This window comes from Mycoavidus sp. HKI, from assembly GCF_020023735.2.
GTDB lineage: Bacteria > Pseudomonadota > Gammaproteobacteria > Burkholderiales > Burkholderiaceae > Mycoavidus.
Map to the genome: position 1 here is coordinate 1,856,297 of NZ_CP076444.2, position 26,613 is coordinate 1,882,909.

25 protein-coding genes are annotated in these 26,613 nt (G+C 51.0%); 5 read left to right on the forward strand and 20 right to left on the reverse strand.

Annotation, left to right across the window (positions count from 1 at the left end):
- Positions 1-23: 23 nt before the first annotated feature.
- The 3 genes from rfbC to rfbB are packed head-to-tail and all read right to left on the reverse strand — an operon-like array spanning position 24 to position 2,525.
- On the reverse strand, positions 24-575 hold the full coding sequence (gene rfbC / locus KMZ15_RS07255) for a dTDP-4-dehydrorhamnose 3,5-epimerase (RefSeq protein WP_223692114.1): 552 nt from the start codon (positions 573-575) through the stop codon (positions 24-26).
- Complete coding sequence (gene rfbA, locus KMZ15_RS07260; protein ID WP_223692116.1) at positions 560-1,450, reverse strand: glucose-1-phosphate thymidylyltransferase RfbA; 891 nt, start codon at positions 1,448-1,450, stop codon at positions 560-562. The genes rfbC and rfbA overlap by 16 nt, the downstream gene beginning before the upstream one ends.
- A gap of 1 nt (position 1,451) precedes the next feature.
- Entirely contained in the window at positions 1,452-2,525 is a 1,074-nt protein-coding gene (gene rfbB, locus KMZ15_RS07265; protein ID WP_223692120.1) for a dTDP-glucose 4,6-dehydratase, read from the reverse strand.
- Positions 2,526-2,835: 310 nt separating this feature from the next.
- On the opposite strand from rfbB, the gene KMZ15_RS07270 reads away from it, so the two are divergent.
- Positions 2,836-3,681 (forward strand): symmetrical bis(5'-nucleosyl)-tetraphosphatase, encoded by an 846-nt coding sequence (locus KMZ15_RS07270; protein WP_223694781.1) that lies wholly within the window; start codon positions 2,836-2,838, stop codon positions 3,679-3,681.
- A 66-nt stretch (positions 3,682-3,747) separates the two neighbouring features.
- Here KMZ15_RS07270 and KMZ15_RS07275 read toward each other — a convergent pair whose 3' ends face one another.
- Both KMZ15_RS07275 and KMZ15_RS07280 read right to left on the reverse strand, forming a co-directional pair.
- Positions 3,748-3,963, reverse strand: a complete 216-nt coding sequence (locus tag KMZ15_RS07275) for a hypothetical protein (protein ID WP_223692123.1) — start codon at positions 3,961-3,963, stop codon at positions 3,748-3,750.
- Positions 3,944-4,519, reverse strand: coding sequence for a recombinase family protein (locus KMZ15_RS07280; RefSeq protein WP_223692124.1), 576 nt, complete (start codon positions 4,517-4,519; stop codon positions 3,944-3,946). Before KMZ15_RS07280 ends, KMZ15_RS07275 begins: the two co-directional genes overlap by 20 nt.
- Positions 4,520-4,738: 219 nt before the next feature.
- On the opposite strand from KMZ15_RS07280, the gene KMZ15_RS07285 reads away from it, so the two are divergent.
- Positions 4,739-9,961 carry an NACHT domain-containing protein gene (locus KMZ15_RS07285; RefSeq protein WP_223692125.1) on the forward strand — a complete coding sequence of 1,741 codons (5,223 nt, stop codon included), beginning with the start codon at positions 4,739-4,741 and terminating at the stop codon, positions 9,959-9,961.
- A gap of 428 nt (positions 9,962-10,389) precedes the next feature.
- Here KMZ15_RS07285 and KMZ15_RS07290 read toward each other — a convergent pair whose 3' ends face one another.
- The 14 genes from KMZ15_RS07290 to surE form a co-directional block, all read right to left on the reverse strand.
- Entirely contained in the window at positions 10,390-11,181 is a 792-nt protein-coding gene (locus KMZ15_RS07290) for a 1-acyl-sn-glycerol-3-phosphate acyltransferase (RefSeq protein WP_223692126.1), read from the reverse strand.
- 99 nt (positions 11,182-11,280) lie between these two features.
- Positions 11,281-12,564: a dihydroorotase gene (locus tag KMZ15_RS07295; RefSeq protein WP_223692127.1), complete on the reverse strand. Its 1,284-nt coding sequence runs from the start codon at positions 12,562-12,564 to the stop codon at positions 11,281-11,283.
- A gap of 61 nt (positions 12,565-12,625) precedes the next feature.
- The gene (locus tag KMZ15_RS07300) at positions 12,626-13,624 is read right to left on the reverse strand and encodes an aspartate carbamoyltransferase catalytic subunit (protein ID WP_223692128.1); all 999 of its coding nucleotides are present in this window, start codon (positions 13,622-13,624) and stop codon (positions 12,626-12,628) included.
- 91 nt (positions 13,625-13,715) lie between these two features.
- Entirely contained in the window at positions 13,716-14,231 is a 516-nt protein-coding gene (pyrR, locus tag KMZ15_RS07305) for a bifunctional pyr operon transcriptional regulator/uracil phosphoribosyltransferase PyrR (RefSeq protein ID WP_223694783.1), read from the reverse strand.
- Positions 14,218-14,625: a Holliday junction resolvase RuvX gene (ruvX, locus tag KMZ15_RS07310; protein WP_223692130.1), complete on the reverse strand. Its 408-nt coding sequence runs from the start codon at positions 14,623-14,625 to the stop codon at positions 14,218-14,220. Before ruvX ends, pyrR begins: the two co-directional genes overlap by 14 nt.
- A 75-nt stretch (positions 14,626-14,700) precedes the next feature.
- Entirely contained in the window at positions 14,701-15,276 is a 576-nt protein-coding gene (locus tag KMZ15_RS07315; RefSeq protein ID WP_223692131.1) for a YqgE/AlgH family protein, read from the reverse strand.
- A 90-nt stretch (positions 15,277-15,366) separates the two neighbouring features.
- A complete protein-coding gene (locus KMZ15_RS07320) occupies positions 15,367-15,537 on the reverse strand; it encodes a rubredoxin (RefSeq protein ID WP_223692132.1) in 171 nt (56 codons plus the stop codon).
- Positions 15,538-15,755: 218 nt separating this feature from the next.
- Entirely contained in the window at positions 15,756-17,402 is a 1,647-nt protein-coding gene (groL, locus tag KMZ15_RS07325) for a chaperonin GroEL (RefSeq protein ID WP_223692133.1), read from the reverse strand.
- Positions 17,403-17,447: 45 nt separating this feature from the next.
- The gene (locus KMZ15_RS07330) at positions 17,448-17,741 is read right to left on the reverse strand and encodes a co-chaperone GroES (protein WP_223692134.1); all 294 of its coding nucleotides are present in this window, start codon (positions 17,739-17,741) and stop codon (positions 17,448-17,450) included.
- Between the two features lie 246 nt (positions 17,742-17,987).
- Complete coding sequence (locus KMZ15_RS07335; RefSeq protein ID WP_223692136.1) at positions 17,988-18,767, reverse strand: 3'-5' exonuclease; 780 nt, start codon at positions 18,765-18,767, stop codon at positions 17,988-17,990.
- The gene (rpoS, locus tag KMZ15_RS07340; RefSeq protein ID WP_223692139.1) at positions 18,764-19,855 is read right to left on the reverse strand and encodes an RNA polymerase sigma factor RpoS; all 1,092 of its coding nucleotides are present in this window, start codon (positions 19,853-19,855) and stop codon (positions 18,764-18,766) included. The genes KMZ15_RS07335 and rpoS overlap by 4 nt, the downstream gene beginning before the upstream one ends.
- Positions 19,856-19,875: 20 nt before the next feature.
- Entirely contained in the window at positions 19,876-20,742 is an 867-nt protein-coding gene (locus KMZ15_RS07345) for a peptidoglycan DD-metalloendopeptidase family protein (protein WP_223692141.1), read from the reverse strand.
- 5 nt (positions 20,743-20,747) lie between these two features.
- The gene (locus KMZ15_RS07350) at positions 20,748-21,587 is read right to left on the reverse strand and encodes a protein-L-isoaspartate(D-aspartate) O-methyltransferase (protein ID WP_223692143.1); all 840 of its coding nucleotides are present in this window, start codon (positions 21,585-21,587) and stop codon (positions 20,748-20,750) included.
- Positions 21,584-22,342, reverse strand: a complete 759-nt coding sequence (gene surE, locus KMZ15_RS07355; protein ID WP_223692145.1) for a 5'/3'-nucleotidase SurE — start codon at positions 22,340-22,342, stop codon at positions 21,584-21,586. The genes KMZ15_RS07350 and surE overlap by 4 nt, the downstream gene beginning before the upstream one ends.
- 31 nt (positions 22,343-22,373) lie before the next feature.
- Here surE and KMZ15_RS07360 point away from each other — a divergent pair, with 31 nt between their 5' ends.
- The 3 genes from KMZ15_RS07360 to KMZ15_RS07370 all read left to right on the forward strand — a co-directional run bounded on the left by KMZ15_RS07360 (position 22,374) and on the right by KMZ15_RS07370 (position 25,477).
- Complete coding sequence (locus KMZ15_RS07360; RefSeq protein WP_223692147.1) at positions 22,374-23,231, forward strand: 23S rRNA (adenine(2030)-N(6))-methyltransferase RlmJ; 858 nt, start codon at positions 22,374-22,376, stop codon at positions 23,229-23,231.
- Between the two features lie 196 nt (positions 23,232-23,427).
- Positions 23,428-24,387 (forward strand): LysR family transcriptional regulator, encoded by a 960-nt coding sequence (locus KMZ15_RS07365; RefSeq protein ID WP_223692150.1) that lies wholly within the window; start codon positions 23,428-23,430, stop codon positions 24,385-24,387.
- A complete protein-coding gene (locus KMZ15_RS07370; RefSeq protein ID WP_223692153.1) occupies positions 24,380-25,477 on the forward strand; it encodes an ABC transporter substrate-binding protein in 1,098 nt (365 codons plus the stop codon). Before KMZ15_RS07365 ends, KMZ15_RS07370 begins: the two co-directional genes overlap by 8 nt.
- A gap of 57 nt (positions 25,478-25,534) precedes the next feature.
- On the opposite strand, the gene KMZ15_RS07375 is transcribed toward KMZ15_RS07370, so the two are convergent.
- Positions 25,535-26,596 carry an ABC transporter substrate-binding protein gene (locus tag KMZ15_RS07375; protein WP_223694785.1) on the reverse strand — a complete coding sequence of 354 codons (1,062 nt, stop codon included), beginning with the start codon at positions 26,594-26,596 and terminating at the stop codon, positions 25,535-25,537.
- Positions 26,597-26,613: the final 17 nt, after the last annotated feature.

Below are 26,613 nucleotides of genomic sequence, written 5' to 3' on the forward strand. Positions count from 1 at the left end.
CAGCGAGCGTTCAAATTCAAACTTTAAGCAAATACTTCCGCCGCTGCTAAGCGCACTCCAGCGATGTCCTTTGCGCTCAACACCGGCTCCCCATCAAGCGGCCATGCAATGCCCAACTCTGGGTCATGCCATAATAGAGTACGCTCATACTCTGGATAGCAATAATCGGTTGTTTTATAGAGAAATTCAGCCTCTGCCGAGAGCGTCAAAAAACTGTGAGCAAAACCCGGTGGCACCCATAACTGGCGTCGATTATCAGCCGATAAATGGACCCCGACCCATTGCCCAAAGTGAGACGAGTGCCGACGCAGATCCACAACCACATCAAAGACCGCTCCCGCCACCACCCGCACCAGTTTGCCCTGGGGGTGCTGAATTTGATAATGCAAACCGCGCAGCACATTTTTAGTCGAGCGTGAATGATTATCTTGCACAAACTCGAACCCTGTTGCCACTTGCACGGCAAATTCACGCGCATTGAAACTCTCAAAAAAAGAGCCCCGCGTATCATTAAAAACCTTAGGCTCGATGATTTTAACTTCAGGCAATGCAGTAGTGATTACGTTGATGGCCATATCAGCTGGTCCGACAAAATGCGTTTTAAATATTTTCCATAGCCGTTTTTTTCAAGCGGCGCGGCCAGCCGGTTAAGTTGCTCGGCGTCAATCCAGCCACGATAGTAGGCAATCTCTTCCGGGCAAGCGACCATCAGGCCTTGCCGCTTTTGCAAGGTTGCGATAAAGCTGGCGGCATCAATCAGTGAGTCATGAGTACCCGTATCAAACCATGCATAGCCGCGGCCCATCATTTCAACCTTGAGCTGCTGGTGTTGCAAATAATGCAGATTAATATCCGTAATCTCAAACTCACCGCGTGCTGAAGGCTTAATCTCGGCAGCAATATCGCAGACTTGCTGGTCGTAGAAGTAAAGCCCAGTCACCGCATAATTGGAACGGGGCTTAACCGGCTTTTCTTCAATCGACAAGGCGTGAAAATCCTCATCAAACTCAACCACGCCGTAACGCTCAGGATCGTGCACATGATAAGCAAATACTGTCGCTCCCTGATCACAAGTGCTGGCGCGTTCAAGCTGCCCGGTTAAACTATGCCCATAAAATATATTGTCGCCGAGAATTAAAGTCGATGGATGATTGCCAATAAATTGCCGGCCAATCATAAATGCTTGCGCTAATCCCTCTGGGGAAGGTTGCACTGCATATTGGAGATTGAGTCCCCACTGGGCGCCATCGCCCAGTAGCGTCTGAAAGCGCGGCGTGTCGGCCGGCGTAGAAATCACCAAGATGTCACGTATGCCCGCCATCATCAAAGTGGACAGCGGATAATAGACCATTGGTTTATCGTAGATTGGCAGCAGTTGTTTAGAGACTGCATGTGTAATCGGATAAAGCCTGGTACCCGAGCCTCCGGCTAAAAGAATCGCTTTACGCATCTTAGGTGTCTCCTGATGCGCGTAGCGCATAATGCGTTTCAAGCCATTTAAGGTAATCGCCTGAGATAACGTTATTCACCCAATCTGGATGCTCAAGATACCAGCGCACCGTTTTCTCGAGCCCAGTTTCAAATGTGTGCGCGGGCCGCCAACCCAATTCACGCTCGATCTTCGTCGCATCTATTGCATAGCGGCGGTCATGGCCTGGGCGATCTTGCACAAAGGTAATCTGCTCGGCATATGAACCAGACGATTTCGGCTTCATCTGATCCAACAACGCACACAGCATATGCACAACCTCAAGATTGGTTTTCTCATTCCGACCGCCAATATTGTAGGTTTGACCAGGACCGCCACGCGCCAAGACTTCTCGTAGCGCCGCACAATGGTCCCCCACATAGAGCCAGTCGCGCACATTACCGCCATCGCCATAAACTGGCAGCGGTTTATCAGCAAGTGCATTGGCGATAAGCAATGGAATCAGCTTTTCTGGAAACTGATAAGGGCCGTAATTGTTTGAGCAATGGGTGGTCAATACCGGCAAACCATAGCTATGATGATACGCTCGCACCAGGTGATCCGAGCCCGCCTTGGTGGCCGAGTATGGACTATTAGGCGCATACGGCGTAGTTTCACAAAACGCTGGATCATGGGGCTCAAGCGAACCATAAACCTCGTCGGTGGAAACATGCAGGAAGCGGAAGTTAGCTTGCTCCACGCCGGCCAACTGAGTCCAATAAGCACGAGCCGCCTCAAGCAACGTAAAAGTGCCGACTATATTCGTGTGCACAAAATCAGCCGGTCCATGCAATGAGCGATCAACATGGCTTTCCGCGGCAAAATGCAGTACCGCGCGTGGTTGATGTTGAACAAAGAGACTTTTAAGCGTAGCGGCATCAGCAATATCAGCCCTGACAAACAGATGACGGTGGTCCGCTTGTAACGAATTTAAAGTATTCAGATTGCCTGCATAGGTCAGTTTGTCAACGTTCACCACTGCTTCGTTGTGACCCGCTAGCCAGTCGAGCACAAAATTGGCGCCAATAAAACCAGCGCCACCAGTTACTAAAATCATCAAAAACCCTTCATTGAATTCAAATGCGACCGGCTAACGCTAGCGCCTCATCATGTAGGTGCTGCGGCCCAAATAAACCGCTCATTGATGCTACGGCAACTCTTATATGACAAACACCGCCCATTATCTCTTCAACACCTTAGCGCAATTTTTCTTAGTCTATATAATAATTATAACTTTGAAGAAAGATTAACTTCTTTAATATTTTACAAACGCTGCGGAAATAAGCTTATTCATCGTTTTTTAGATGATGGCGAACAATTCAAGCAGGTCCTTTGAATCACAGACTTCAGATATCCTCACCATCCAAATGAGCGTCAATACAGCGTCCTCCCCTCCTCCTCTTGCCTTCGGCGACCTACAAGGCTGCCATGACGCTTTTCATCATTTGCTCGCTAAAGCAGCGCCCACGCCTAACACACCGCTTTGGTTCGCTGGTGATTTGATTAACCGAGGGCCTAGTTCACTCGCTTGCCTACGTGATGTCATCGAATTTGGTCAGCGCGCAGTGATGGTGCTAGGTAACCATGAATTGCATTTATTGGCCATTGCAGCAGGCACACAACGTCTGCGCAAAGGCGATACCATAAGTGAAATCCTCGCAGCTCCTGATGCGGCCGATTTAATCGATTGGCTACGCCACCGGCCGCTGGCGCATTACCAAAACGGTATGCTAATGGTGCACGCTGGTGTGCTGCCGCAGTGGGATCTGGCGCTCACCCTCGAGTTGGCGCATGAGTTGGAACAGGCGTTGCGCGGCCCCAATTGGCGAACCTGCATCGCACAGCTGAGCCAGCCTACGCCGGCTCGTTGGCATCATGGCTTGAGCGGCGATGAACGGCTACGCATCATTGCTCATACGCTGACGCGGATTCGTTTCTGTAATCCAGAGGGGGGGCTAGAATTCCATGCTAAAGGCGAACCCGACACGGCACCGCCAGGCTATATGCCATGGTTTGAGGTGCCAGGACGGCGCACCTCTGAGCTAACGGTTATCTTCGGGCACTGGGCAGCGCTCGGTCTCTTGCTGCGCGATAAGTTGTGCGCACTGGATAGCGGTTGCGTCTGGGGCAAGCAACTCTCAGCCATCACGCTCAACGCTGAGCCAAGCAAACGGACACTCACCCAGGTTACCTGTCCAATCACGAGCGGCTAATTGCCTGGCTAATAAAATCAACCTCTAGCTGTAATAACCCGCGTTTAAAAACGCCCCGACCTGCAATCAACGCGGTTTGCCATAGTCGATACGGTGTGTCGCACGGGGCTTAAGAAAGTCTTTTAGGGCACGATACACTGAACTGGTCGAGATCCCATAAAGTTCGGCTACGGCCGATATTTGTGCAGACCGCTCCGTACTTTTGTGAGGTAAACGATCCAGCAGCTGTCGCAAACGCAACAGCGCATCGAGCGGAATTTGCTTACACCACCCCGATGACATGGCTCGCATCCTTGTCGAGATAGTTATACAACGTCGACTTGGAAATGCCCATCATTTGGCAGATTTCATCGATCGTATGATGACGTTCGTGATATAGCTTGAGCGCTAGCGCTAGCTTTATAGGATCGAGGCGTTTGGGACGCCCACCCATACGTCCCCGTGCGCGCGCTGCTGCTATACCTGCTTGTGTGCGTTCTCGGATAAGATTTCTTTCGAATTCAGCTAATGCGCCGAATAGGTGAAATATCAGCTTCCCACCGCTCGATGTGGTATCAATGTTCTCCTGCAAGCTGCGCAATCCAACCTTTGCAGTTTCAAGATCTTCCACCAGTTGAATCAAATTTTTTAGCGTCCGGCCAAGCCGGTCCAAGCGCCAGATGACAACCGTATCACCGGCACGTAGCACATTCATAAGCCCTGTCAGTCCAGTACGTTCTGCTTTGGCACCGCTCACTGTATCCTCGAATATCCGCTCGCATCCGCTTTCTTTTAGCGCATCTCGCTGAAGATTGAGATTTTGGTCGTCAGTGGATACCCGTGCATAGCCGAACAGCATGGTGGAAGGTCCAATAAGCCCTAAATTTTAAGTATAGCTATACTTTGAATATTGGAAAGGGATTTTGGAATGGCACTGAAAGGCTTGCCGGCACATCACGGGTGCTGTTGACAACAGTGCAAAAAACGGCCGTTTTTTGCACTGTTTGGATTGGGGTAGGTTTGCTCAACTAGATGTCATATTAGAATGCTCAATTATAGGAAATAACAGGATAACCCTATGTTGGACAGCATCTTTTCGTCATCCCGGAGCGTGCTTTCGCTACAAGAAACTCTGGATCTCGCTAGCTTTTACTCAAAGACTGCCAGCGAGGCTAAAGACCCCAAGATCGCGTTAGTGTTATGCGATGACGCAGAAGCCTCGTTATCCCAGATGAAAAAAGCCGTAAAAAAGGCGCTCGCTCCTGAAACCCTAGCAGATCAAACCCTGCGGGATAAAATTGCCACCGTGTATTTTGAGCATGGCAAGGTGTTGGACAAGTTAGGGCAACCCGATAGGGCGCAGACGAGCTATAAAAAGGCGAAAAAATGGGGCCATGAGGAGACTAAGCCAGCCACTACTATGCCAGTCATGCCGCTGTTTATGAACAGTGCGTCGGCTGTGACTCAGGCGGCTACATCGACCTCAATGTCTGCCCAGGCAAAAAGCGATCTGGTGGACTATCTATTTGAAAAGGCGCTATTGACGCTGAGCTCCTTAGAAGTATCGAATAAACCCAGCCTTTTTTTGGTGTATGCCCATGATAATCCAAATCTAAAACATCCAGATCTAAAGCAAGTGGAGGCGAAGGCCTCAACGTCTAAATATTTAATCGAAAAGTTATCTCAAATTCGAGGCTTGACGCTTTATTCGGATCAAACGCCGATAGGGCAAGCGTATTTAAGCTCGGATGAAAATCTGAAAGAGGATGGCAAGCTAGAAGACATCTTAACCAATCAGCTCTGTTTGCTACCCCATCAACTGCGAGCGGATGTGAAGCCGGTCGATAAGGTGATCGTGTGTTGTTCTGATGTATTAGGAGGCTACCTAAAAGAGCAGTCCTATAAAGAGTTTTGCGATGAGCTTAAAACAGCCTATGAAAAAGATCGAGAAGCCTACGTCAAAGACAGCAAACAAAAGAGTACTACAGCTTTACGTGAGGTGGTCAAAAAATTTTCCGAAGAGGAAGACTATAAGGCAGGGTTCCATCATGTGCTGACGGAAATGGCGTTTTTGGAAATTCGTGCAAAGTATCGCGAAGGTCAGCACGGGATAATCCCGGTTTCGTTAACGCCCAATAGCTATGACTACTGCCTGAAGGATTTTATTAGATCGACAACGGTACGGATGGAGGATTCTCTGCGCTTTGATTTGCAAGCCAAAAAGGGAGAAGAAATCTATCTGAACCAAGGTTCACATGGTGTACTGTTTAAGGTGATAGAGCGGCTGTTAGCGGGCAGCAATGAAGCGAAAACTTTTCTGGACAAGTTTTGGACGGGGCACAGCCATGTTATATCTCGTTTAAAGAGTGATGCAAATTTTGGCAAGCTAGAATTTGCGAAGCTATTAGACGGTATCTTCGACGACATACGGACCACGCTGCACAAGCAGCTTGCCTCGACCGTGCAGCAAGAACACGAACAATTGCAGGCGTTCCGTGCCGACCCTAGGACCGCGCTGAAGGAGCAGTATTTTGCTGCCTTAACGCAAAATGAGGCGTTTCAAGAGACCCTAAATCTCTATGTCGAGCCGCGCTGCCGAGCGAGTATGAATGGGGAGAGCAAAACCTTTGAACTCTTACCCCAAGTTCAAGCGTTTCTAAAAGATAAAAAAGTGATCTTGTTGACGGGAGACTCTGGGGCGGGCAAAACCACCTTCAATCGCCGTCTAGAAAAGCACTTATGGGAGCATAAAAAAGAAGGTGATGCGATTCCGCTGTTTATTTCTCTGTCGAGCATTGACAAGCCTGAGCACGATCTGATTGCCAAAGCGCTAAAGAAACGAGGCCTGTCAGAATTTCAGATTCAGAAATTAAAAAAAGAAAACCAAAGGTTTGTTTTTATTTTGGATGGATATGATGAGATACGTCAGACGCAAAATCTGTATGTGAGCAACTCCATCAACAAGTCTGACGGCTGGCGGGGTCAGATGGTGATCGGTTGTCGCAGCGAATATCTGGGCCAGGACTATCGAAGCCGTTTTCAACCGAATCCGATTGAGAAGGACAAAGACACGGCGTTTCAAGAAGTCGTGGTCTTGCCGTTTTCAAAAGAAGAGAGCGATCAATACCTAGAAAAATATGTGGAGCACAATCCAACGGGCTGGACGGCGCAAGCCTACCAAGAAGCCTTCTCCAAACAATCTAATTTAAAAAATTTGATTAGCAACCCATTTTTGCTACGTGTGGTACTAGAAGCCTTGCCGTACGTCGAAAAAAAAGGGAAAGCGGTATCTGCCATCCAGTTACGGATGGACCTGTATGATCAGTTCGTCAGACAATGGTTCGAGCGTAACCGGCAGCGCTTAAGCACGCAAAGTTTAACGGAGATGCAAAAAGAGGTATTTAGAGAGTTGCATGATGATGGTTTTGCGCAGCATGGGATCGGCTTTGTGAAAGAGTTAGCGGTGCATCTGTATAAAGAGAATGGAGGTAATCCGCTTGTCGAGTACTCGTTGTTCAAAGACAAGGGGAGTTGGAAGGATGTTTTTTTCGGTCGAGAAGAAGAAAATCGACTTCTGCGAGAAGCGTGGCCGTTGATCCGAAGTGGCACAGAATACCGATTTATCCATAAATCGCTGCTGGAATATTTTGTGGCGAGGTCGCTGTTTGAGTCGTTCGATGAGTGTATGGATCTAAGCACCCGCCAGCGTCGAGGTAGCGCTGCTTCAGTCTATAGTTTTGAAGAGCACGCTGTTTTGCCCCCCAAAACGCAGCGAGATTTATCGTTAAGCCCAAAGCATTGGATTGGCGATTTGGGCGTTGTGCGTTTGTTGACTGATCGCGTTCAGCAAGAGTCCATATTTAAGGAACAGCTGTTAGCGATAATCGAGCGCTCGAAAGTGGATAAAAGCGTACGGCAAACGGCGGCGAATGCAATGACGATTTTGGTCAGAGCGGGAGTACAGTTTAATGGTGCGGATTTAAAAGGTATCCAGATACCCGGAGCAGATCTGAGTTTTGGGGTATTTGATTCAGCGCAGTTGCAAGGGGCGGATTTAAGAAAGGCGACGCTTCGCACGATTTGGCTACGCAGCGCCAATTTAAGCGGAGCGCAGATGGCCGGGGTGCAGTTTGGCGAATGGCCGTATCTACAGGAAGAGGGCGGGGCACGGTCCTGTGCCTATTCTCCGGATGGAAAAAGCTGCGCGGTAGGGCTTGAAAACGGTAAGGTCAGCGTGTATATGACCTCGAATTGGGAAAAAATGCACACCTTAGAAGGACATAGAGGCGGTGTTAATAGCGTGGTGTATTCGCCGAGCGGAACGCAGATCGCCTCGGGCAGTTGGGACCATACGGTACGTCTGTGGGACGCGGAAAGCGGAGTCCTTGGTCACACCTTAGAAGGACATACCTGGCTTGTTACTAGCGTGGTGTATTCGCCGAGCGGTTTGCAGATTGCCTCGGGGAGTAATGACAAGACGGTACGTCTGTGGGACGCGCAAAGCGGAACCCTTAAGCATACCTTAGAAGGACATACCTCCATTGTTAATAGCGTGGTGTATTCGCCGAGCGGTTTGCAGATTGCCTCGGGGAGTAATGACAAGACGGTACGTCTGTGGGACGCGGAAAGCGGAACCCTTAGGCATACCTTAGAAGGACATACCTCCATTGTTAATAGCGTAGTGTATTCGCCGAGCGGAAAGCAGCTTGCCTCGGGCAGTGATGACAAGACGGTGCGGGTGTGGGATGCGCACAGCGGAGCCCTTGAGCACACCTTAGCAGGACATACATCCACTGTTAGTAGCGTGGTGTATTCGCCGAGCGGAAAGCAGCTTGCCTCGGGCAGTGATGACAAGACGGTACGTCTGTGGGACGCGGAAAGCGGAGCCCTTGAGCACACCTTAGAAGGACATGCCTCCATTGTTTGGAGCGTGGTGTATTCGCCGAGCGGGTTGCAGATCGCCTCGGGGAGTACTGACAAGACGGTACGTCTGTGGGCCGCACCCAGCGGAGTCGCAGGGCACACCTTAGAAGGACATACCTCCATTGTTAATAGCGTAGTGTATTCGCCGAGCGGAACGCAGATCGCCTCGGGCAGTAGAGACCATACGGTACGTCTGTGGGACGCGGAAAGCGGAGCCCTTGGTCACACCTTAGAAGGACATAGAGGCGGTGTTAGTAGCGTGGTGTATTCGCCGAGCGGAACGAAGCTCGCCTCGGGCAGTAGTGACAAGGCGGTGCGGGTGTGGGACGTGCATAGCGGAGCCTTTGGTCACACCTTAGAAGGACATAGAGGCGGTGTTAGTAGCGTGGTGTATTCGCCGGGCGGAACGCAGATCGCTTCGGGCAGTTGGGACCATACGGTACGTCTGTGGGACGCGGAAAGCGGAGCCCTTGAGCACACCTTAAAAGGGCATACCAACACTGTTAGTAGCGTGGTGTATTCGCCGAGCGGTTTGCACCTCGCCTCGAGCAGTTCTGACCAGATGGTGCGGGTGTGGGAGGCGGAAAGCGGAGCCCTTGTACACACCTTATACGGACATACCTCCTGGGTTAATAGCGTGGTGTATTCGCCGAGCGGTTTGCAGCTTGCTTCGGGCAGTTTTGACAATACGGTGCGAGTGTGGGACGCGCACAGCGGGGCGCTCGACCACACCTTACACGGACATACCGACGATGTTAGTAGCGTGGTGTATTCGCCGAGCGGAACGCAGATCGCCTCGGGCAGTTGGGACAATACGGTGCGGCTGTGGGACGCGCACAGCGGAGCCCTTGGTCACACCTTAGAAGGACATACCGACTCTGTTAGTAGCGTGGTGTATTCGCCGAGCGGAACGCAGATCGCCTCGGGCAGTTGGGACAATACGGTGCGGCTGTGGGAGGCGGAAAGCGGAGCCCTTGTGCACACCTTAGGAGGACATACTGACTGGGTTAATAGCGTGGTGTATTCGCCGAACGGCTTGCATCTCGCCTCGGGCAGTGAGGACAAGACGGTGCGGCTGTGGGACGTGTCCTCGGGTGAATGTCTCAGGGTGATTCAAGAATTTACCGGGGCGGTCAATAGCGTTGAGTGGAAAGCGATGCCCGACGGTGCCTATCTAGTGACCGGTAGCGAAGATAAGTCCGTGCGGACGTGGGCGGTAAAACAAGACCGAGAAGGCTATCAAGTGGCGCTGCACTGGAGTTCAGGTCATGACGTTCTAACCGTGCAGGGGGCCTTATTGGACGGCGTACACGGCTTAAGCGAGGTGAATCGAGCGCTGTTGAAGCAACGGGGAGCGAATGATAGGGTTGTATTGTAGGATTCGGAAGAGTGCTCTCCCGAAGAGGAAGAAGCGTACTCTTTTGGATACGTGGGACAAGCGATCGACCGGAGGCAGGGGTTCCCTGCCTCTAGGGGCGTTCAATTGAACATAATGCCCGATTAGAGACAGTTTTAGAATTTTCCTATTAAAGTACTTTTAACAGCATTTAAGCGGTCTACGCGTTCATAGGCCGACATTAACGTCAACTATGACCTGACTTAAATGTCCCCGTTGATCCATCCTCTCTGCATTTGAGTCCGTTGCCCATACTGCGGGTTTGCGCCGATGGAGTGCAGGTCAGCGCGGATAAATACAGGTTCATTTGCAGTGGATGTCGGTTTGGACATCCCGTCATTCTCGGTTATTTCGGGTCGAAAATCCCGCTGATTGCAGGTTGGAACATTTTCAATTGCAGGTTGCAACCTCTAGCCACTGACTTCAGCCTTCACCACCGCCGTGTCAGATAGCACCACCCGCTGGCGCTGCAACTTTTGCAGCGCGCCCTGGACTGCTGCCTGTGCACGCATAGCCAGTTCCCGCCGCTGGTCACACGCCTCAAGCGGGGCCGTCACATATAAATGAGCGGTGAGCGGAGCGGCACGCAAAATCGATATGAGTGAAGCGAGTAATGAGATGTCACCGATATAGGCGGGCGCCAGTGACTGCCGGCCTTGCGCATCTTCATACAGCAAACAGATTGGCTGCACCGCAATCATCGCTAATACCGGCGCTTGCAGCAAATTAGCGTGAAATGGCAATAGGCTTGTACCATCAGAAGTCGTCCCTTCTGGAAAAATACAAATCGTTTCACCGCTTTTTAATACATCGGCTAACTGCTGCACAATCCGTCGGGCATCGCTACGCTTGTCACGCCGAATAAAAATCGTACCGATGGTTTTTGCCAACCAACCCAGGATCGGCCATTTCTCAACTTCAGCTTTAGCCACAAAAGGGACCGGCTGCCAAGCATTAATCACATAAATATCTAGCCATGACACATGATTGCCAACCAACATCACACCGCGCTCAAGCGCTTCGCCCGGCTGGTGTACGATCAACGTAACACCGCACGCCTTAAGTAAACCCTGCGACCAATCACGCACGAGCTGCTGTTGGCGAGCCCGTGCCGCACGCGGAAAAACAAAAGCCGCCAGCGCCATACCACGAACCAGATGGAATATGAGCCGCACGATGCGTAGGCTGACTTGCATCATCATCTATTTCCTTTATTGCGAACCCAATCAAATGCAACCATTACAACATCTAAGTAGAATAACTTTATGTTTTGCTTGCCTGATAAACAAAGTAGCAGCGCTTTAAGTTTTACTTTCCTGATAGACAAGCTGGCCGGAGATGATCGTAGAACGCACACGCACTGGCAGTTCATACCCTAAGAATGGTGTATTGTGGCCCTGACTCTTGAGCCGGTTTGGCGCAACCAGCCAATGCGCAGCAGGGTCAAATAGCACCAGATCAGCCGGCGCGCCTAACGCCAAACGACCGCTGTTCAAATTCAGTACATCCGCTGGCGCGCAGGTGATTTTTGCTAATGCTTTGGTTAATGGTAGTTGCTTTTCTTGCGCCCATTTCACGGTCAGTGATAGCAGCAACTCAAGCCCCGTGGCGCCGGCTGAAGCTTCGCCAAATGGCAAGAGTTTTTCATCGTCGTCAACTGGCGTATGGGCAGAACAAATTGCGTCGATGGTGCCATCCATTAGCGCCGTGCTGATGGCATCCCGGTCACGCTGCGAGCGCAGCGGCGGATCAAAACGGTATTGCGCATCAAAATAACCAATATCTAGATCAATCAGATGCACATGATTGATGGTGACATCACAGCTTAAAGGCAAACCTTCCTGTTTTGCCGCGCGTACCAGCTCAAGCCCTGCGGCCGAAGAGAGATGTGATATATGGACCCGCGCACCGGTGATGCGCATCAATTCAATGATGGTATGCAAAGCGATGGTTTCCGACGCTTCCGGCACGCCTCGCAAGCCAAGCCGCGACGCCAAAGCCCCGCTTGCAGCGACACCACCTTGCGCCAAATACGGATCCTGCGCCCGCAGCCAAACCGTATAGCCATAAGTCGTGGCATATTGCAAAGCGTGCAATAACACCTGGGGATTCAGCATCGGCGCATCCGCCTGAGAAAAGCCGATACACCCCGCATCAGCCAATTCAGCCATTTCAGTGATGGCCTGCCCTTTGAGTCCAACCGTCAGCGCACCCAACGGATACACACGCGCTTGGTTGAGAGTACGGGCGCGGAACTTCAACATTTCAACTAAACCTGGCTCATCCAGCGGTGGGTCCGTGTCCGGTGGACACACTAAGCTCGTGACTCCGCCGGCAAGGGCGGCGGCCATTTCGGATTCAAGCGTTGCTTTATATTCGTAGCCAGGCTCACGCAACCGCGCCAACAAATCAATCAAGCCCGGCAGCACGATCAAACCGCTAGCATCAATTGTTTGATTGACCTCAAAAGCGGTGGGCGCCTTACCAATACTGGCAATTTTGCCTGCTGCAATGAATAAATCGGCCTCGGTGTCCAGCCCTGTCGCAGGGTCAATTAATCGGCCACGCTTGATATGAAGATTCATTGTTTATTTTTTGATCAATTGATATTTGACAAAGAGACTGGCTCAACTCAACGGCGCAGCACTAACCATTATTCCCAGCAATAATCCCCATGACCGCCATCCGCACCGCAATGCCAAAAGTGACTTGATGCAAGATCACGGATTGCGCGCCATCGGCGACAGATGAACCAATTTCAACTCCGCGGTTCATTGGCCCGGGGTGCATCACAATCGCATCAGGAGCCGCCAGTGCAAGGCGCTCAGGGGTCAGCCCCCAACTTTTGAAATATTCTTGCGCAGAGGGCAAGAGGGTGCTATTCATTCTTTCATTTTGCAAACGCAGCATAATGACGACGTCCACCCCCTTTAAGCCCTCGCATATATTATGAAAAACACGCACGCCAAATTGCTCAAGCCCGTTGGGCAGCAATGTGCGTGGCCCAATCACATGCACTTCTGGCACGCCCAGCGTAGTCAGCGCATGAATATCAGAGCGCGCAACGCGAGAATGTAGAATATCACCCACAATCGCCACTTTAAGCTGCGTAAAATCTCGCTTGTAATGGCGGATTGTGTACATGTCTAGCAGGCCTTGCGTCGGATGCGCATGCCAACCATCACCCGCATTAATCACATGCAAATGGGGTGGGCAATGTTGTGCGAGCAAATAAGGAGCGCCGCTTTGCGCATGACGCACGACAAACATATCGGCCTGCATGGCGGATAAATTAGCGGCGGTATCCAGTAACGATTCACCTTTGCTGGTTGATGATGCATTGATATTCAAATTCAGCACATCAGCCGATAAGCGCTTTGCGGCAATTTCAAAAGTCGTACGAGTGCGGGTCGAGTTCTCAAAAAAGAGGTTGAATACTGATTTGCCACGCAATAGCGGCACTTTTTTGACCTCACGTTCAGCGACCCCAACGAATTGCTGAGCGGTGTCGAGGATGTGCGTAATGATATCCCTTGGCAAACCATCGATCGTCAACAGATGCTTAAGTTCACCATTTTTTGTGAGTTGCGGATTACCTTTAAAACCAGGGCGCAAGGTTGGCGCAGGTGGCCAAATGTTTGACATCTACTCTCCAGCGAAGAAAGCTACGCAAGGCTGCACAGCTTTAATGCATGTGTGTTTGTATAGTTTAGGACGCACCCACACAACCCTATCTTTAATCGGTACGTGTTTCACTATGAAACTCAAATAGGCCGCTCTCATGACGTCCCAATACCAGGGTACGATCAACCGGCAGGTCGGCTGCGGCACCCACAAAACGGGCAGCGATTGGCAACTCGCGCCCACCTCGATCAACCAATACGGCTAGGTCAACGGCAGCAGGCCGGCCAAAATCATACAGCTCGTTTAGCGCAGCTCGAATCGTACGGCCAGTATAGAGCACGTCATCTAGCAACACAATCCGGCGGCCCTCGACTTGAAAGGGCAATGAGGTTGGACGCGCTTGTCCATGCAAACCTTTTTCTGCGTAATCATCGCGATGCAAGACAACGCTCACAACGCCAAATTCAGCCAGCTTCAGATCGTGTGCAAGCCGCTCGGCAAGCCAAGCGCCGCCACTCCAAATGCCCACCAGCGCAACCCCATCTGGCTGATACAAACTATCGCCATAGGTGGTGTGAATTTGGTCACGTAAAACATGGTACAACGACTCAGCATCAGGCAAGTGCATATTCATCAAAAAATTGTTGCAAAATAATGCGGGCAGCTTCGGCATCAAGCTGCGTTAAATCACCACCCAGCGCAGCCGCCGCCGCGACCGACGAATAACGTTCATCTACCCAACTTACGGGCAAGCCGAAACGGCCATACAACTGTTGGCCAAAGCGCTTAGCCCACTGGGTCATTTGGTGCGCTGCGCCATCTGGATACATCGGCAAACCAACCACCAATTGTTGTGGTTGCCATTCTTGAATCAGTGCGCCAATCGCCTTAAAGCGATGCTCACGGTTAAGATTCATGATCACGGTTAAGGCTTGTGCTTGCCGCAGCAGCAAATTGCCTACCGCAACGCCGATTCTTTTCTCGCCATAGTCAAACGCCAGAAGCGTTGCCATGTGGCTCATAGCGGCCTGCGGGCTTGCAGCTTGCTCAGCATTAACCTTAACGCAGCTACGCCACGGACTTGGCCGACACTCGCTTTATGCATGGCCCACTTCGCCAGACAAGGTTGCGGGCGACACGCCTAATAGCGATAACGCTGCCGTAAAGCGCTGCTCAGCTGGCACGTCAAACACAACGTTTGGATCCGCTTCTACAGTCAGCCAACCATTGCGCAAAATTTCGTCTTCGAGCTGGCCAGCACCCCAGCCAGCATGGCCTAGCGTTAGCAAAAATCTCTTCGGTCCTTGACCAAATGCAATCTCCTCCAACACATCTTTCGAGGTGGTCATAGCTAAGCCGCCAGGCACTAACAGGGATGAAGTATAGTGCGTGGCGGTGGGCTCATGTAAGACAAAACCGCGCTCCGCTTGAACCGGGCCACCAAAATAAACCGGTAAGTGCAGCAAAGGCTCGATTTCGAGCTTGAGATCGATACGGTTAAACAGTGCTTGCAACATGATATCCGTCGGCCGGTTGATCACTAAACCAAGCGCACCGCGTTCACTATGCTCGCAAATATAAAGCACCGCGCCAGCAAAAACCGCATCGGCCATGCTCGGCATAGCGATCAAAAACTGGTTCGTCAGATTAATACGATCAGAGGATTTGGACATATTGAATTCTAACCCGTGCATTCCGTTAGCAAATAGCCATGCCGTCAAATCAGCCCGCACGTCCCAAGGCTTTGTTTTGCTCACAGCTGCTCAAATTGACACCATTTCAAAATCCTCTTTACGGGCACCACATTCTGGGCAAGTCCAGTTGATTGGGACATCTTCCCAACGCGTACCCGGTGCGATCCCCTCTTCTGGTAAGCCGGCTTCTTCATCATAAATCCAGCCGCAAATCAGGCACATCCAATTTCTATATTCCATACTATGATTATCGCTATGTCTCACAAACTATGATTCAAGCGTTACCAGAACACCTCAAAAAGGTGATGGTACCCCGGCTGCAACGCAATTTGCTCATATTTTGAGATAAATCTTGTCAAAAAAGGTACAAAAAACCCGCATCGCTGCGGGCTTCTTGTTCAGACATTCGCGCAGTGTGCCCGAAAGCACACCGCTCAAACACAGGCGAACCTGGGCTATTACATATCCATGCCCATACCACCCATGCCGCCCATACCACCAGGCATGCCACCTACAGCCGCTTCTTCTTTCGGCAATTCAGTGACGGTGCAGTCCGTGGTGAGCAACAAACCGGCAATTGACGCTGCATTTTGTAATGCAGTGCGGGTCACCTTGGTTGGGTCAACCACACCAGCTTGCACCAGATCTCCGTACTCACCAGTAGCCGCGTTATAACCAAAGTTGCCTTTGCCATCGGCCACTTTTGCAACCACTACGCTGGCTTCTTCACCACCGTTTGTAACGATCTGACGCAGTGGCTCTTCCATCGCACGCAGTACGATTTTGATACCAGCTTGCTGATCAGCGTTATCGCCTTTCACGTTAGCCACTGCGTGGCGAGCGCGGATCAGGGCAACACCACCGCCTGGCACGATCCCTTCTTCAACCGCTGCGCGGGTTGCATGCAAGGCATCTTCAACACGCGCTTTCTTTTCTTTCATCTCAATTTCAGTCGCCGCACCCACTTTGATCACGGCTACTCCGCCTGCCAACTTGGCAACACGCTCTTGGAGTTTTTCGCGATCATAGTCAGAAGTTGCTTCATCCATCTGCACACGGATTTGCTTAACGCGAGCTTCGATATTTTTTGCATCGCCTGCGCCATCAATAATCGTGGTGTTTTCTTTGGCAACTTCAATGCGCTTGGCTTGACCCAACTCGGCCAGTGTCGCTTTCTCAAGCGTATGCCCAGTTTCTTCAGCAATCACTTGACCACCGGTCAAGATCGCAATATCTTCAAGCATTGCTTTGCGACGGTCGCCAAAGCCTGGCGCCTTCACTGCAGCGGACTTCAAGAAACCACGCATATTGTTCAGAATCAGGGTAGCCAATGCCTCGCCCTCAATATCTTCAGCGATGATCAACAATGGACGGCCTGACTTCGCAACCTGATCAAGCAAAGGCAACAAATCGCGAATATTGGAGATTTTTTTGTCGTGCAGCAACACATATGGATTATCAAGAGCAGCAACTTGCCGATCTTGATTATTAATAAAGTAGCCAGACAAGTAACCGCGGTCAAACTGCATACCTTCGACCACATCAAGCTCGTTCTCTAGTGATTTACCATCTTCAACGGTAATCACGCCTTCTTTGCCTACTTTATCCATCGCTTCAGCAATCAGTTTGCCGACCAATTCATCGCTGTTAGCCGAGATTGAGCCAACTTGAGCGATTTCTTTAGTGGTCGTGCATGGCTTGCTGATGTTACGCAACTCTTCAACCGCAGCGGCTACCGCTTTGTCGATGCCGCGCTTCAAATCCATTGGGTTCATGCCCGAGGCAACAGATTTCATGCCTTCACGCACAATCGATTGCGCCAGCACGGTTGCTGTTGTAGTGCCATCGCCAGCATTGTCGCTGGTTCTTGACGCTACTTCTTTAACCATCTGCGCGCCCATATTTTGCAGCTTGTCTTTGAGCTCAATTTCTTTTGCAACCGAGACACCATCTTTAGTGACAGTTGGGCCACCGAAGCTACGCTCGAGCACAACATTGCGTCCCTTTGGACCCAATGTAACCTTAACTGCATTGGCTAGAATATTAACGCCTTCAACCAGTTTGGCACGGGCCAAATCACCGAATACAACTTCTTTAGCTGCCATCTTTAACTCCTTGAATTCTTTAACTTGATGAACTGAAAACTACGCTTAGCTAACTAGCACAGCCATGATGTCTTCTTCGCGCATCACCAGCAACTCATTACCGTCGATCTTGACCGACTGGCCGGAATATTTGCCGAATAGCACGCGATCGCCCACTTTAACGTCAAGCGCAATCGAAGCACCTTTGTCATCTTTTTTACCTGGCCCAATCGCCATCACTTCACCTTGATCAGGCTTTTCAGCAGCAGTCTCAGGAATAACCAAACCTGAGGCGCTTTTGGTCTCTTGGTCCAAACGCTTGATAATCACACGATCGTGCAAAGGACGCAGCTTTTTCATACAGACTCCTCTCAATAAATACTAGAAATACTAGAGAACAACTAAATTTTTAAGCTTCAAAGGGAAAAGTATCCCCGAGCCCAAAAGGGAAGATTTATTAGCACTCCTTGCTAACGAGTGCTAATTATACTTAATATGGAGATACATTGCACAAATTCAAGGGTGATGCGCAGCTTTACAAGTTATCGTCATTAAGCGCGGCTCGCCGATCAGCCAATACGCTAGGCTGGCTGGGCGGCGCCTCTGCTACTTTATCGCAAAGGCGGCCAGATATTCAGCCCAATGCGCGCCAACTTCAGCGGCTAACGCCTCTTTAACCAGCATCACTTCCTGCTCATATTCTTGCGGCGTAAAGCCCCCCCGCATTTGCTGGAAGCGGCAGTACATTAAATACGTATTGACCACATCCGTTTCGCAATAACGACGAATTTCATCGATCCGCCCTTCGCTAAAAGCCTGCCAGACCTGGCTCCCATCCATCCCCAGTTTGCCAGGAAAGCCACAGAGCTTAGCCAGTGCATCAAGCGGTGCGTTGGCGCGTGGCTGATAGAGGGCAAGTAAATCCATCAAATCCGTATGGCGAGTATGGTAACGGCTGATGTAGTTATTCCATTTAAAATCGCGATCATCTTCGCCCAGGTCCCAGTACTTTGGCGCCGCGACGCCATTCACCAATGCACGATAGTGCAGTGCCGGCAAATCAAACCCGCCACCATTCCAGGACACCATCTGCGGGCTATATTTTTCGATGATGCGAAAAAATAATTGGATCAGCGTCGCTTCCGAATCTTTGCCGGTACCGAGCGATTTTACCCGGAAACCTTCCTTGTCTCTGAAGACACAAGCAATCGCAACCACCCGATGCAAATAATGCGGCAAAAAATCGGAGCCGGTTTTTTCGCGGCGAGCAGCAAACGCACGTTGCGCCACTTCTTCGTCAGACAGGGTTGCGGGCCAACCTTCCAACTGGCGCACGCCCGCAATATCAGGAATCGTTTCAATATCAAAAACTAAAATAGGTGTCACAGCATTGCGTCCTTACGTACGCCATTAGAGATGAAATAACGCTTTAAGCGCACCATTGCTTCTTGCTGAATTTGCCGCACCCGCTCACGCGTCAAGTCCATTTCGTCAGCCACTTCCTCAAGGGTCGCAGGTTCAACATTACCTAAGCCAAAACGGCGCTCAATCACATGCCGATGCTTGTCCGGCAGACGCGCTAACCAAGCACGCATCAATTGCTCAAGCTCGCGTTGCTGGATCTTAGCCTCAGGCAATTGGCTCTGCTCGTCAGATAGAAAATCAAGCAAACTACTGCCCGGATCTAATTCTAGCGGCGCATCGAGCGAAGTCGTGCGTTCGCCTAAGGCCAGAATATCGGACACTTCATCGACCGTCTTGCCCGTCAGATGAGCAATATCATCCACACTCGCGTCACGTTGATCAGAGGGGCCGTCGGCATTCGCCGCGCTTTTTTCTAAATGACGTTTAGCTCGCAAGACTTGATTTAACTCGCGAATGACATGGACCGGCAAACGCACAGTGCGCGCTTGATTCATAATGGCACGCTCAACACTTTGCCTAATCCACCACGTCGCATAAGTAGAAAAACGAAACCCTCGCTGCGGCTCGAATTTGCTGATTGCGTGCATCAGCCCGAGGTTGCCTTCTTCGATTAAATCCAGTAGCGGAACGCCGCGGTTTAAGTAACCTTTAGCAATGCTGACGACTAGACGCAAATTACGCTCAATCATGATTTGCCGGGCTTCAAAGTCTCCCTGCTGCGCACAGGTTGCATAGTGCTGTTCTTCGAGCACCGTCAGCAAAGGCTTAGCGCTAATTCGATTTAAGTAATGCTGAATCGTGTCGGCAGTTAATTCAGACCGTAACAGCGCTTTAAAATCACTTGGGTCTGGCTCATCAACGGCCAACGCATCTGGCTCACGTTGGTTTTCATTTTCGTCGATTGCCTCTTCGTCAAGCGCCTCTTCAGCCGCCTCACTGTCTCGCTCAAATAGCAAATCAGTGGCCTCTTCCGAGTTTAATACCTCATCCAGCTGACTCAATCGTGAATCAGCTATCGGGTACGACTGCGAGCGCTTTGAGTTCGGCATATTGACTTGAAAGAGCTAACTTATTGGGGAGTGGATAAATACTTCATTGGATCTACCGGCTTGCCCTGCTGACGCACTTCAAAATGCAACATCACGCGATTTGCATCGCTATTTCCCATCTCGGCAATTTTTTGCCCCTTGGCTACGGCCTCACCTTCCTTAACGAAAAGCGCTCTATTATGCGCATAAGCCGTTAAAAATGTAACATCATGCTTGATAATGATCAAATTGCCGTAACCTCTCAAGCCATTGCCGGCATACACCACCCGGCCTTCAGCCGCAGCTGAGATTGGCGTTCCGACAATACCACCAATATCCAAGCCTTTATTTTTTAACTCATCAAAAGTACCCAGGATTGGGCCCCGCACCGGCCATGCAAAGGCAATTGCACTCGCGGCCGGAAGCGCTGTCTGCGTAGTACCTGGCCCAATATTTGCGACAGGGGGAGCCGCGCCGTAAAGGTTGGCGCCGCCGCCATCCAGCGAACGCACCTCAACCGCGCCATCTGCCACCGGCGCCGTCGAGACACCCGGTGTATTCGGCGCGGGTTCCGCACCTGGCGGCACGACGCGCAACAGTTGGTCAACTGCGATTTGAGACGAGCTTTGCAGATTATTCCACGCCACAACATCCTGATAATGCTGACCATGTTCAAGGGCAATTCGATAGAGCGTGTCACCTAACTTCACGCGGTAGTAGCCGGGAGGCGGCGACGATGGCGCCAAGGCTAACTGGCTAGCCAATGCACTCGCCTCAAAACGGTCGCTGATGGGCGCATTGATAAGTCGCGTCGAACACGCACCAAAGGCCAGCAGCGACAAGGCGCAAAGGATGCCCTGAAAAATCGCTGGACCGCGGGATATACCCAATCTTTGCAACGTAACCATCAATTTCAAATCACTCCGGATTTCAAGGGGACAAAAAAAACGCGATCGAGTCTTGACTCGCGCCATTGGGTGGCTGAGACACGTTCAATCAGCGTCAAAACTTGTGTTTCATTGCTTGTTTCTTGCTCGGCGGGGATCACCACGGGTGCGATCAAACGCCCGCCAACCGCAAGCTGCTCAAGCAACCTATCGGGAATACCGATGCCAGCCGCGGCAATAATAATCGCATCAAACGGCGCCGCCGCCGGCAAGCCCAAGCAACCATCACCATAATGTAGCCGAAGATTCGCTACGCGTAGCGGGCGCAGGTTTTTTTTAGCGCGCTCAAACAACGGCCGCACCCGCTCAATCGAATAGACTTCGCTCGCGACATGGCTCAGCACGGCAGCCTGATAGCCGCAGCCGGTGCCAATTTCAAGCACTTTTTCCAGCGCCCTGTCGGCAGCGGCCAGTTCAATCATCCGCGCCACCACTGCGGGCTTAGAAATCGTTTGTTGATGACCAATCGGCAACGCGAGCTCTTGATAAGCTTGTGCCGCTAAACCCGGATCGACAAACAGATGTCGTGGCACCGCGTTCATCGCCGCGAGCACCCTCGCATTGCTCACACCACCTGCCCGTAAGCGCTCAACCATGCGCTCACGCACCCGTTCTGAGGCCAAGGCTGGATGTAACACGGTGACCCGCTTAGACAGGCTGGGTTGAGAAGCCATCGTCTCCATCCGCGCAAGCGTACTTACCCAGCTCTTTGCAGTAGGCATGGCGCCGACTCCGAGATGACCCCGATTAGCCTGGCTGGCACGTACTTCAGCCAAGCCAAGCGGAAAACGCTTAGCTTGCGTCATAACTCTGACTCCACCATCGATACCCAGTCTTGCACTAATGGCAGCAATTGCGTGTGAGTGAGATCCAGTTGCAGCGGAGTAATGGATACGCGACCCTGCGCCACGGCATGAAAATCCGTGCCCTCACTGGCATCGCAGACATCGCCCGCAGGCCCAATCCAATAAATTGGCTCGCCACCTGGACTCATCTGCTGAATCACGGGTTGCGACGGGTGCCGCTTACCAAGTCGCGTCACACACCACGGCCCTAATTCATGATAAGAGCGGTTGGGGATGTTAATATTCAACAAAAGTGGCGCCGCTAACGGGTTTTCAAGATAGTGTGCCACGATATCGCCGGCTACACGAGCCGCGGCCCCTAGATGCTCCCAGCCTTTATCGGCCAGAGAAAAAGCCAATGAGGGAACACCGAACATAAACCCTTCCGTGGCCGCTGCCACCGTGCCTGAATACAACGTGTCTTCGCCCATATTCTGCCCATTATTGATACCCGAGACAACTAGGTCCGGTTTGTAATCAAGCACCCCCGTGAGCGCAATATGAACGCAATCCGTTGGCGTACCATTCAGGTAGCGGAAGCCATTAGCCGCGGTCATCACTGACAGCGGCCGCGATAAAGTCAATGAATTAGACGCGCCGCTACAGTTACCCTCAGGCGCGAATACCGTGACTTCGGCCAATGGTTTTAAAGCTTCATAGAGCGCGGCTAGGCCAGGAGCCAGGTAACCATCGTCATTACTGAGTAGAATTCGCATATTTACGATTGTAACTGAGGAAACACCACACATGCTAAGCTACCGCCACGCCTTTCATGCGGGCAACCACGCCGATGTGCTCAAACATAGCATTATCGTGCATATCTTGCGTCATCTCGCCCAGAAAGATAAAGCCCTCTGGTATCTCGACACACACGCAGGCGCAGGTGTCTATGAGCTATTTAGCGCATATGCAACAAAAAACGCCGAATACGAAACCGGCATTGCACGACTATGGACACAACGCGATTTGCCCCCTTTGCTAGCGGAGTATGTCGCTCAAATTCGCGCCCTTAATCCAGCTGGGGATTTACGCTTTTATCCAGGCTCACCCTGGCTTGCATGGCAGCTAACTCGAAGCCAAGACAGGCTGCGGCTGTTTGAGCTCCATCCAACCGAAATTAAAGTGCTACGCGATAATTTTAGCCAGCTGGAAACTGACCAAAAGCCGCGTGCTTTATTGTCTGCGGGCGATGGCTTTACGGGACTCAAGACCTTGCTGCCACCCCCTCCCCGACGGGCGTTGGTGCTCCTTGACCCGTCTTATGAAGATAAACAAGACTATCAGCGCGTACTGGATACACTACAACAAAGCTTACGCCGCTTTGCAACAGGAACCTATGCGATTTGGTACCCGCAGGTGCAACGCCTTGAGTCGCAGCGCTTTGCCGAGCAGCTAAAAAAAATCTCGGAAAAAAGCTGGCTGCACGCCTCGCTGCAAACGTGCCAACCCTCGCTAGACGGCTATGGCTTATACGGCAGCGGGATGTTTATCCTGAACCCACCTTACGCATTAGCAGAAAACTTAAAAGTCGCTTTACCTTACCTCGTGCGAATACTCGGGCAGGATGCGACGGCAACCTTCAAGCTTGAACAGCATACAATATGATGACGACCCTTGAGACGCTTAAATGTAGCCGTATAAAGATACCTCAATGGCAAAAAAATCGCTAAACGCCGACTAAGGTAAAATAAACTTATAATTGACTGAACGGCAATAAAACAAATTAGGTATGCGCTAATATTTGGTAGGCTGGAGACATGTTTCAAAGCCACTTAATCGTAGCATCTTAAAAGGGCCTGCGGTGATAGAAATTAATCAACAGCGGCTACGTTACTTCTACGAGGTCTGCATTCGTGGAAAAATTCGTAGCGCCGCCGACAGTTTGAATACAAGCGCATCCGTGATTACGCGCCAGATCAAATTGCTGGAAGAAGAAATCGGCTTCAAGCTGTTCGAGCGGCGTCCCCGCGGGGTTGTGCCAACTGACGCAGCTGAGTTATTACTCGAATATTACCGCCACAATCGTAATGCGCAAGTCGATTTCGAAATGGGGTTACAAGAGCTACGCGATATGCGGCGAGGCACGATTCGTCTTGCCATGCCCGCTACTTTTGTCGGTGCGCTGATGAGCGTATTCAATGACTTTCGCCAACAATATCCTAATATTAATCTACATATCGAAGAGATCTTCGAATCGATTCAGATCGTGAATCAAATTCTCGAGGACATTTCGCATATAGGGGTGGTTCATGTTTGCCCAAACTACGCAGACCTTCACTATTATGCACGCGTGCCTTTGCCCTTATACATGTTAGTTGGTAAAAATCATCCGCTCGTTCATCAGCACAAAGTCACCTTTGCAGAAGCCATCCGCTATCCGCTGTCGTTGCCCGCTTCAGGTGTTTTGCCGCAAATGGTTCAATCGATCGCACGCGCGGAAAAAATCGAGTTTCCTACGCCAGTGTTTGTGAGTAATTCAACCACCGCTCGCAAAGAATTTGCCTGCGCCGGCTCAGGGGTAATCTTTATGTCAGTTTTCTCAGCGCGCAAAGAAATCGAAGCGGGCGAATTGATTGCGTTGGAAATAGACCATCCGGTTTTTAAGTCTACTGACCTGTCTTTAATCATCAGACGCGGCAAACCGCTTTTGCCAGCCACTGAGGAATTACTCAATTTACTCTCCGCGCACTTATCTATTTTTACCTTTGAGCCCAAAATTAGCCATCCCCTAACCACGATGTCAGGAGCCTCACATGAGTGATCAAAAGCAACCTCGCAACTTTAGCCGCCGCAACACTATCAAAAAAATGGCCGCTTTAAGTACCGCAGCACTGTGCGCGCCATTTATTATCATCCCCTCCAGAGGACTTGCCAAAGAACGCCAACAAAAAATCTTCATCCGCACTTCAGGCGGCTATATTCAGCAGGCCTACACAGAAATATTATTCAAACCCTTTTATCAAGCATCTGGGATTGAAGTGATTGGCATTCCATCCAATGCGGAGCCTACTGCAGAAGTTAAAGCAATGGTCGAAACCAACACTTACAATTGGAATATGGCGTGCCTCAGTCATCGGGCGATCCAGTTTTTGGGCCAGCGTTACCTCGAACCGCATAGACTGGAGCAAGACCCCATCATTGCAACGATTATGCCGCAATTTATGACGCCTTATAGCGTTGGGACAAACGCCTTTACTATCGTGCTGGCGTATCGTACGGATGCCTTCAAAGGACGCCAAGCACCCAAAACATGGCGGGATTTCTGGGATGTGAAAAACTTCCCTGGCCGCCGCGGGTTGCGTAAATCCCCCTTCGATACCATCGAGGAAGCATTAATGGCGGATGGCGTATTGCCAAATGCCGTCTACCCGTGCGACCTCGACCGCGCCTTTCGCAGTCTGGACAGAATCAAGCCGCACATCTCCGTCTGGTACCAAAATGCCCCGGAAACCGAACAACTCCTGAAGTCTGGCGAAGTCGATTTAATCCCAGCTTTTACCGACCGCGTGCTGTCTGCCATCGATGCGGGCGCACCCGTTGCCTATTCCTGGGATCAACATATCTATGGATACGATAATTGGACCATTCTGAAAGGCACGCCCAACGCCGACGCCTGCCGTGAATTCATCAAATTTGCCTCGCACCCGAAACGACAAGCGCTGCTCGCACCCTATGGGATTGGCCCGACGCAACCTGAGGTTTTAAAACCGGGCTATATTGATCCAAAGCACGCAAAACTCCTGGCGACCTATCCAGACAATTTCAATAAAGGCCTGGCCAGCAATGGTGTGTATTGGATGAACAACCAAAGCTCAGTGATTGAGCGCTATAACCACTGGCTGCTAGACTAATTTTGATTTTTTGAGCCGCAGCTTAATGGTAGCCTGTTGACCACAGCTTCATGGTAATCAACTGAGCAACCAATGGTTAAATTGTTGGATGATGGCATCTTGCTTAAGCCAATACGACGCATCGATGAATAAACCTTTCTTAAGATTATCGGGATGGGTCGGAAGACGCTTGGCATAGTTCGGATCAATCCGGTTTGGCTTGAAAGCGCCAGGATGGGTAGGCCCAATTCCGTACGGCGCGAGCAGCGCTTGCCGCTCTGGTTGACAGGCAAATCGAATAAATTTTCGGCACGCATCGGCGTTAGGCGTACCTTTTAAAATCGCCCAATTGTGGCATCCATAAAGATGCTGTTCCCATGAAATGGCAACCGGCGCACCGGCATCGATGGCAGACTGCGCCCAAATACTAAAAACTGGAACTAAATCGATCTCACGGGTTTTCAACAGGTGCTCGGCGTGAGTCCCACCGCCTCCCCACCAGACCGGGACTTGAGATTTAATTTTATCGAGACTGCGCAATGCCCTATCCAGATCACACGGATAAACGCTGCCTGCCGGCACACCATCTGCCATTAGTGCAATTTCAATGGTGTCAAAAGGAAGCTTACGTAGACTACGGCGGCCTGGAAAATTCTCCACATCCCAAAAATCCTGCCATGATTTCGGCGCTTGACGCCCTTTGAAAGCGTCCGTCCTGTAGGCCAGCACAGTCGCATAGGCATTCGTTCCAACCCCGTAGGCAGATCTAAAATGGGGCGGCAGCGATGAAACAATAGGATCATCTTCAAGCCCGTGCTTTTCCAGATAGACCTTGCCAGTTGTCATGAAGTGCACGGCCCGATGACTGATCGCCACCATATCCCATAGGTAACTCTGGGTCTCGACCATCGTCCGAATCTGCGCCGTAGGCTCTGCATCTGACTGGATGCTCACCACGGCGATACCGGTCTCTTGCGTAAACGGTTGATATAAAATTTCGTTATATATTTTGGTGTAAATACCGCCAGGATCGCGTAAGACGATGCGCTGTGCAGCCGCCCGCGAGGGCGTAAAGATAAAAGGGGCACTGATTGCAGCGGTAGCCGCGACTATTTTTTTAAGGGCGTTGCGACGAGTCATCAAAGGTTTCTCCACAT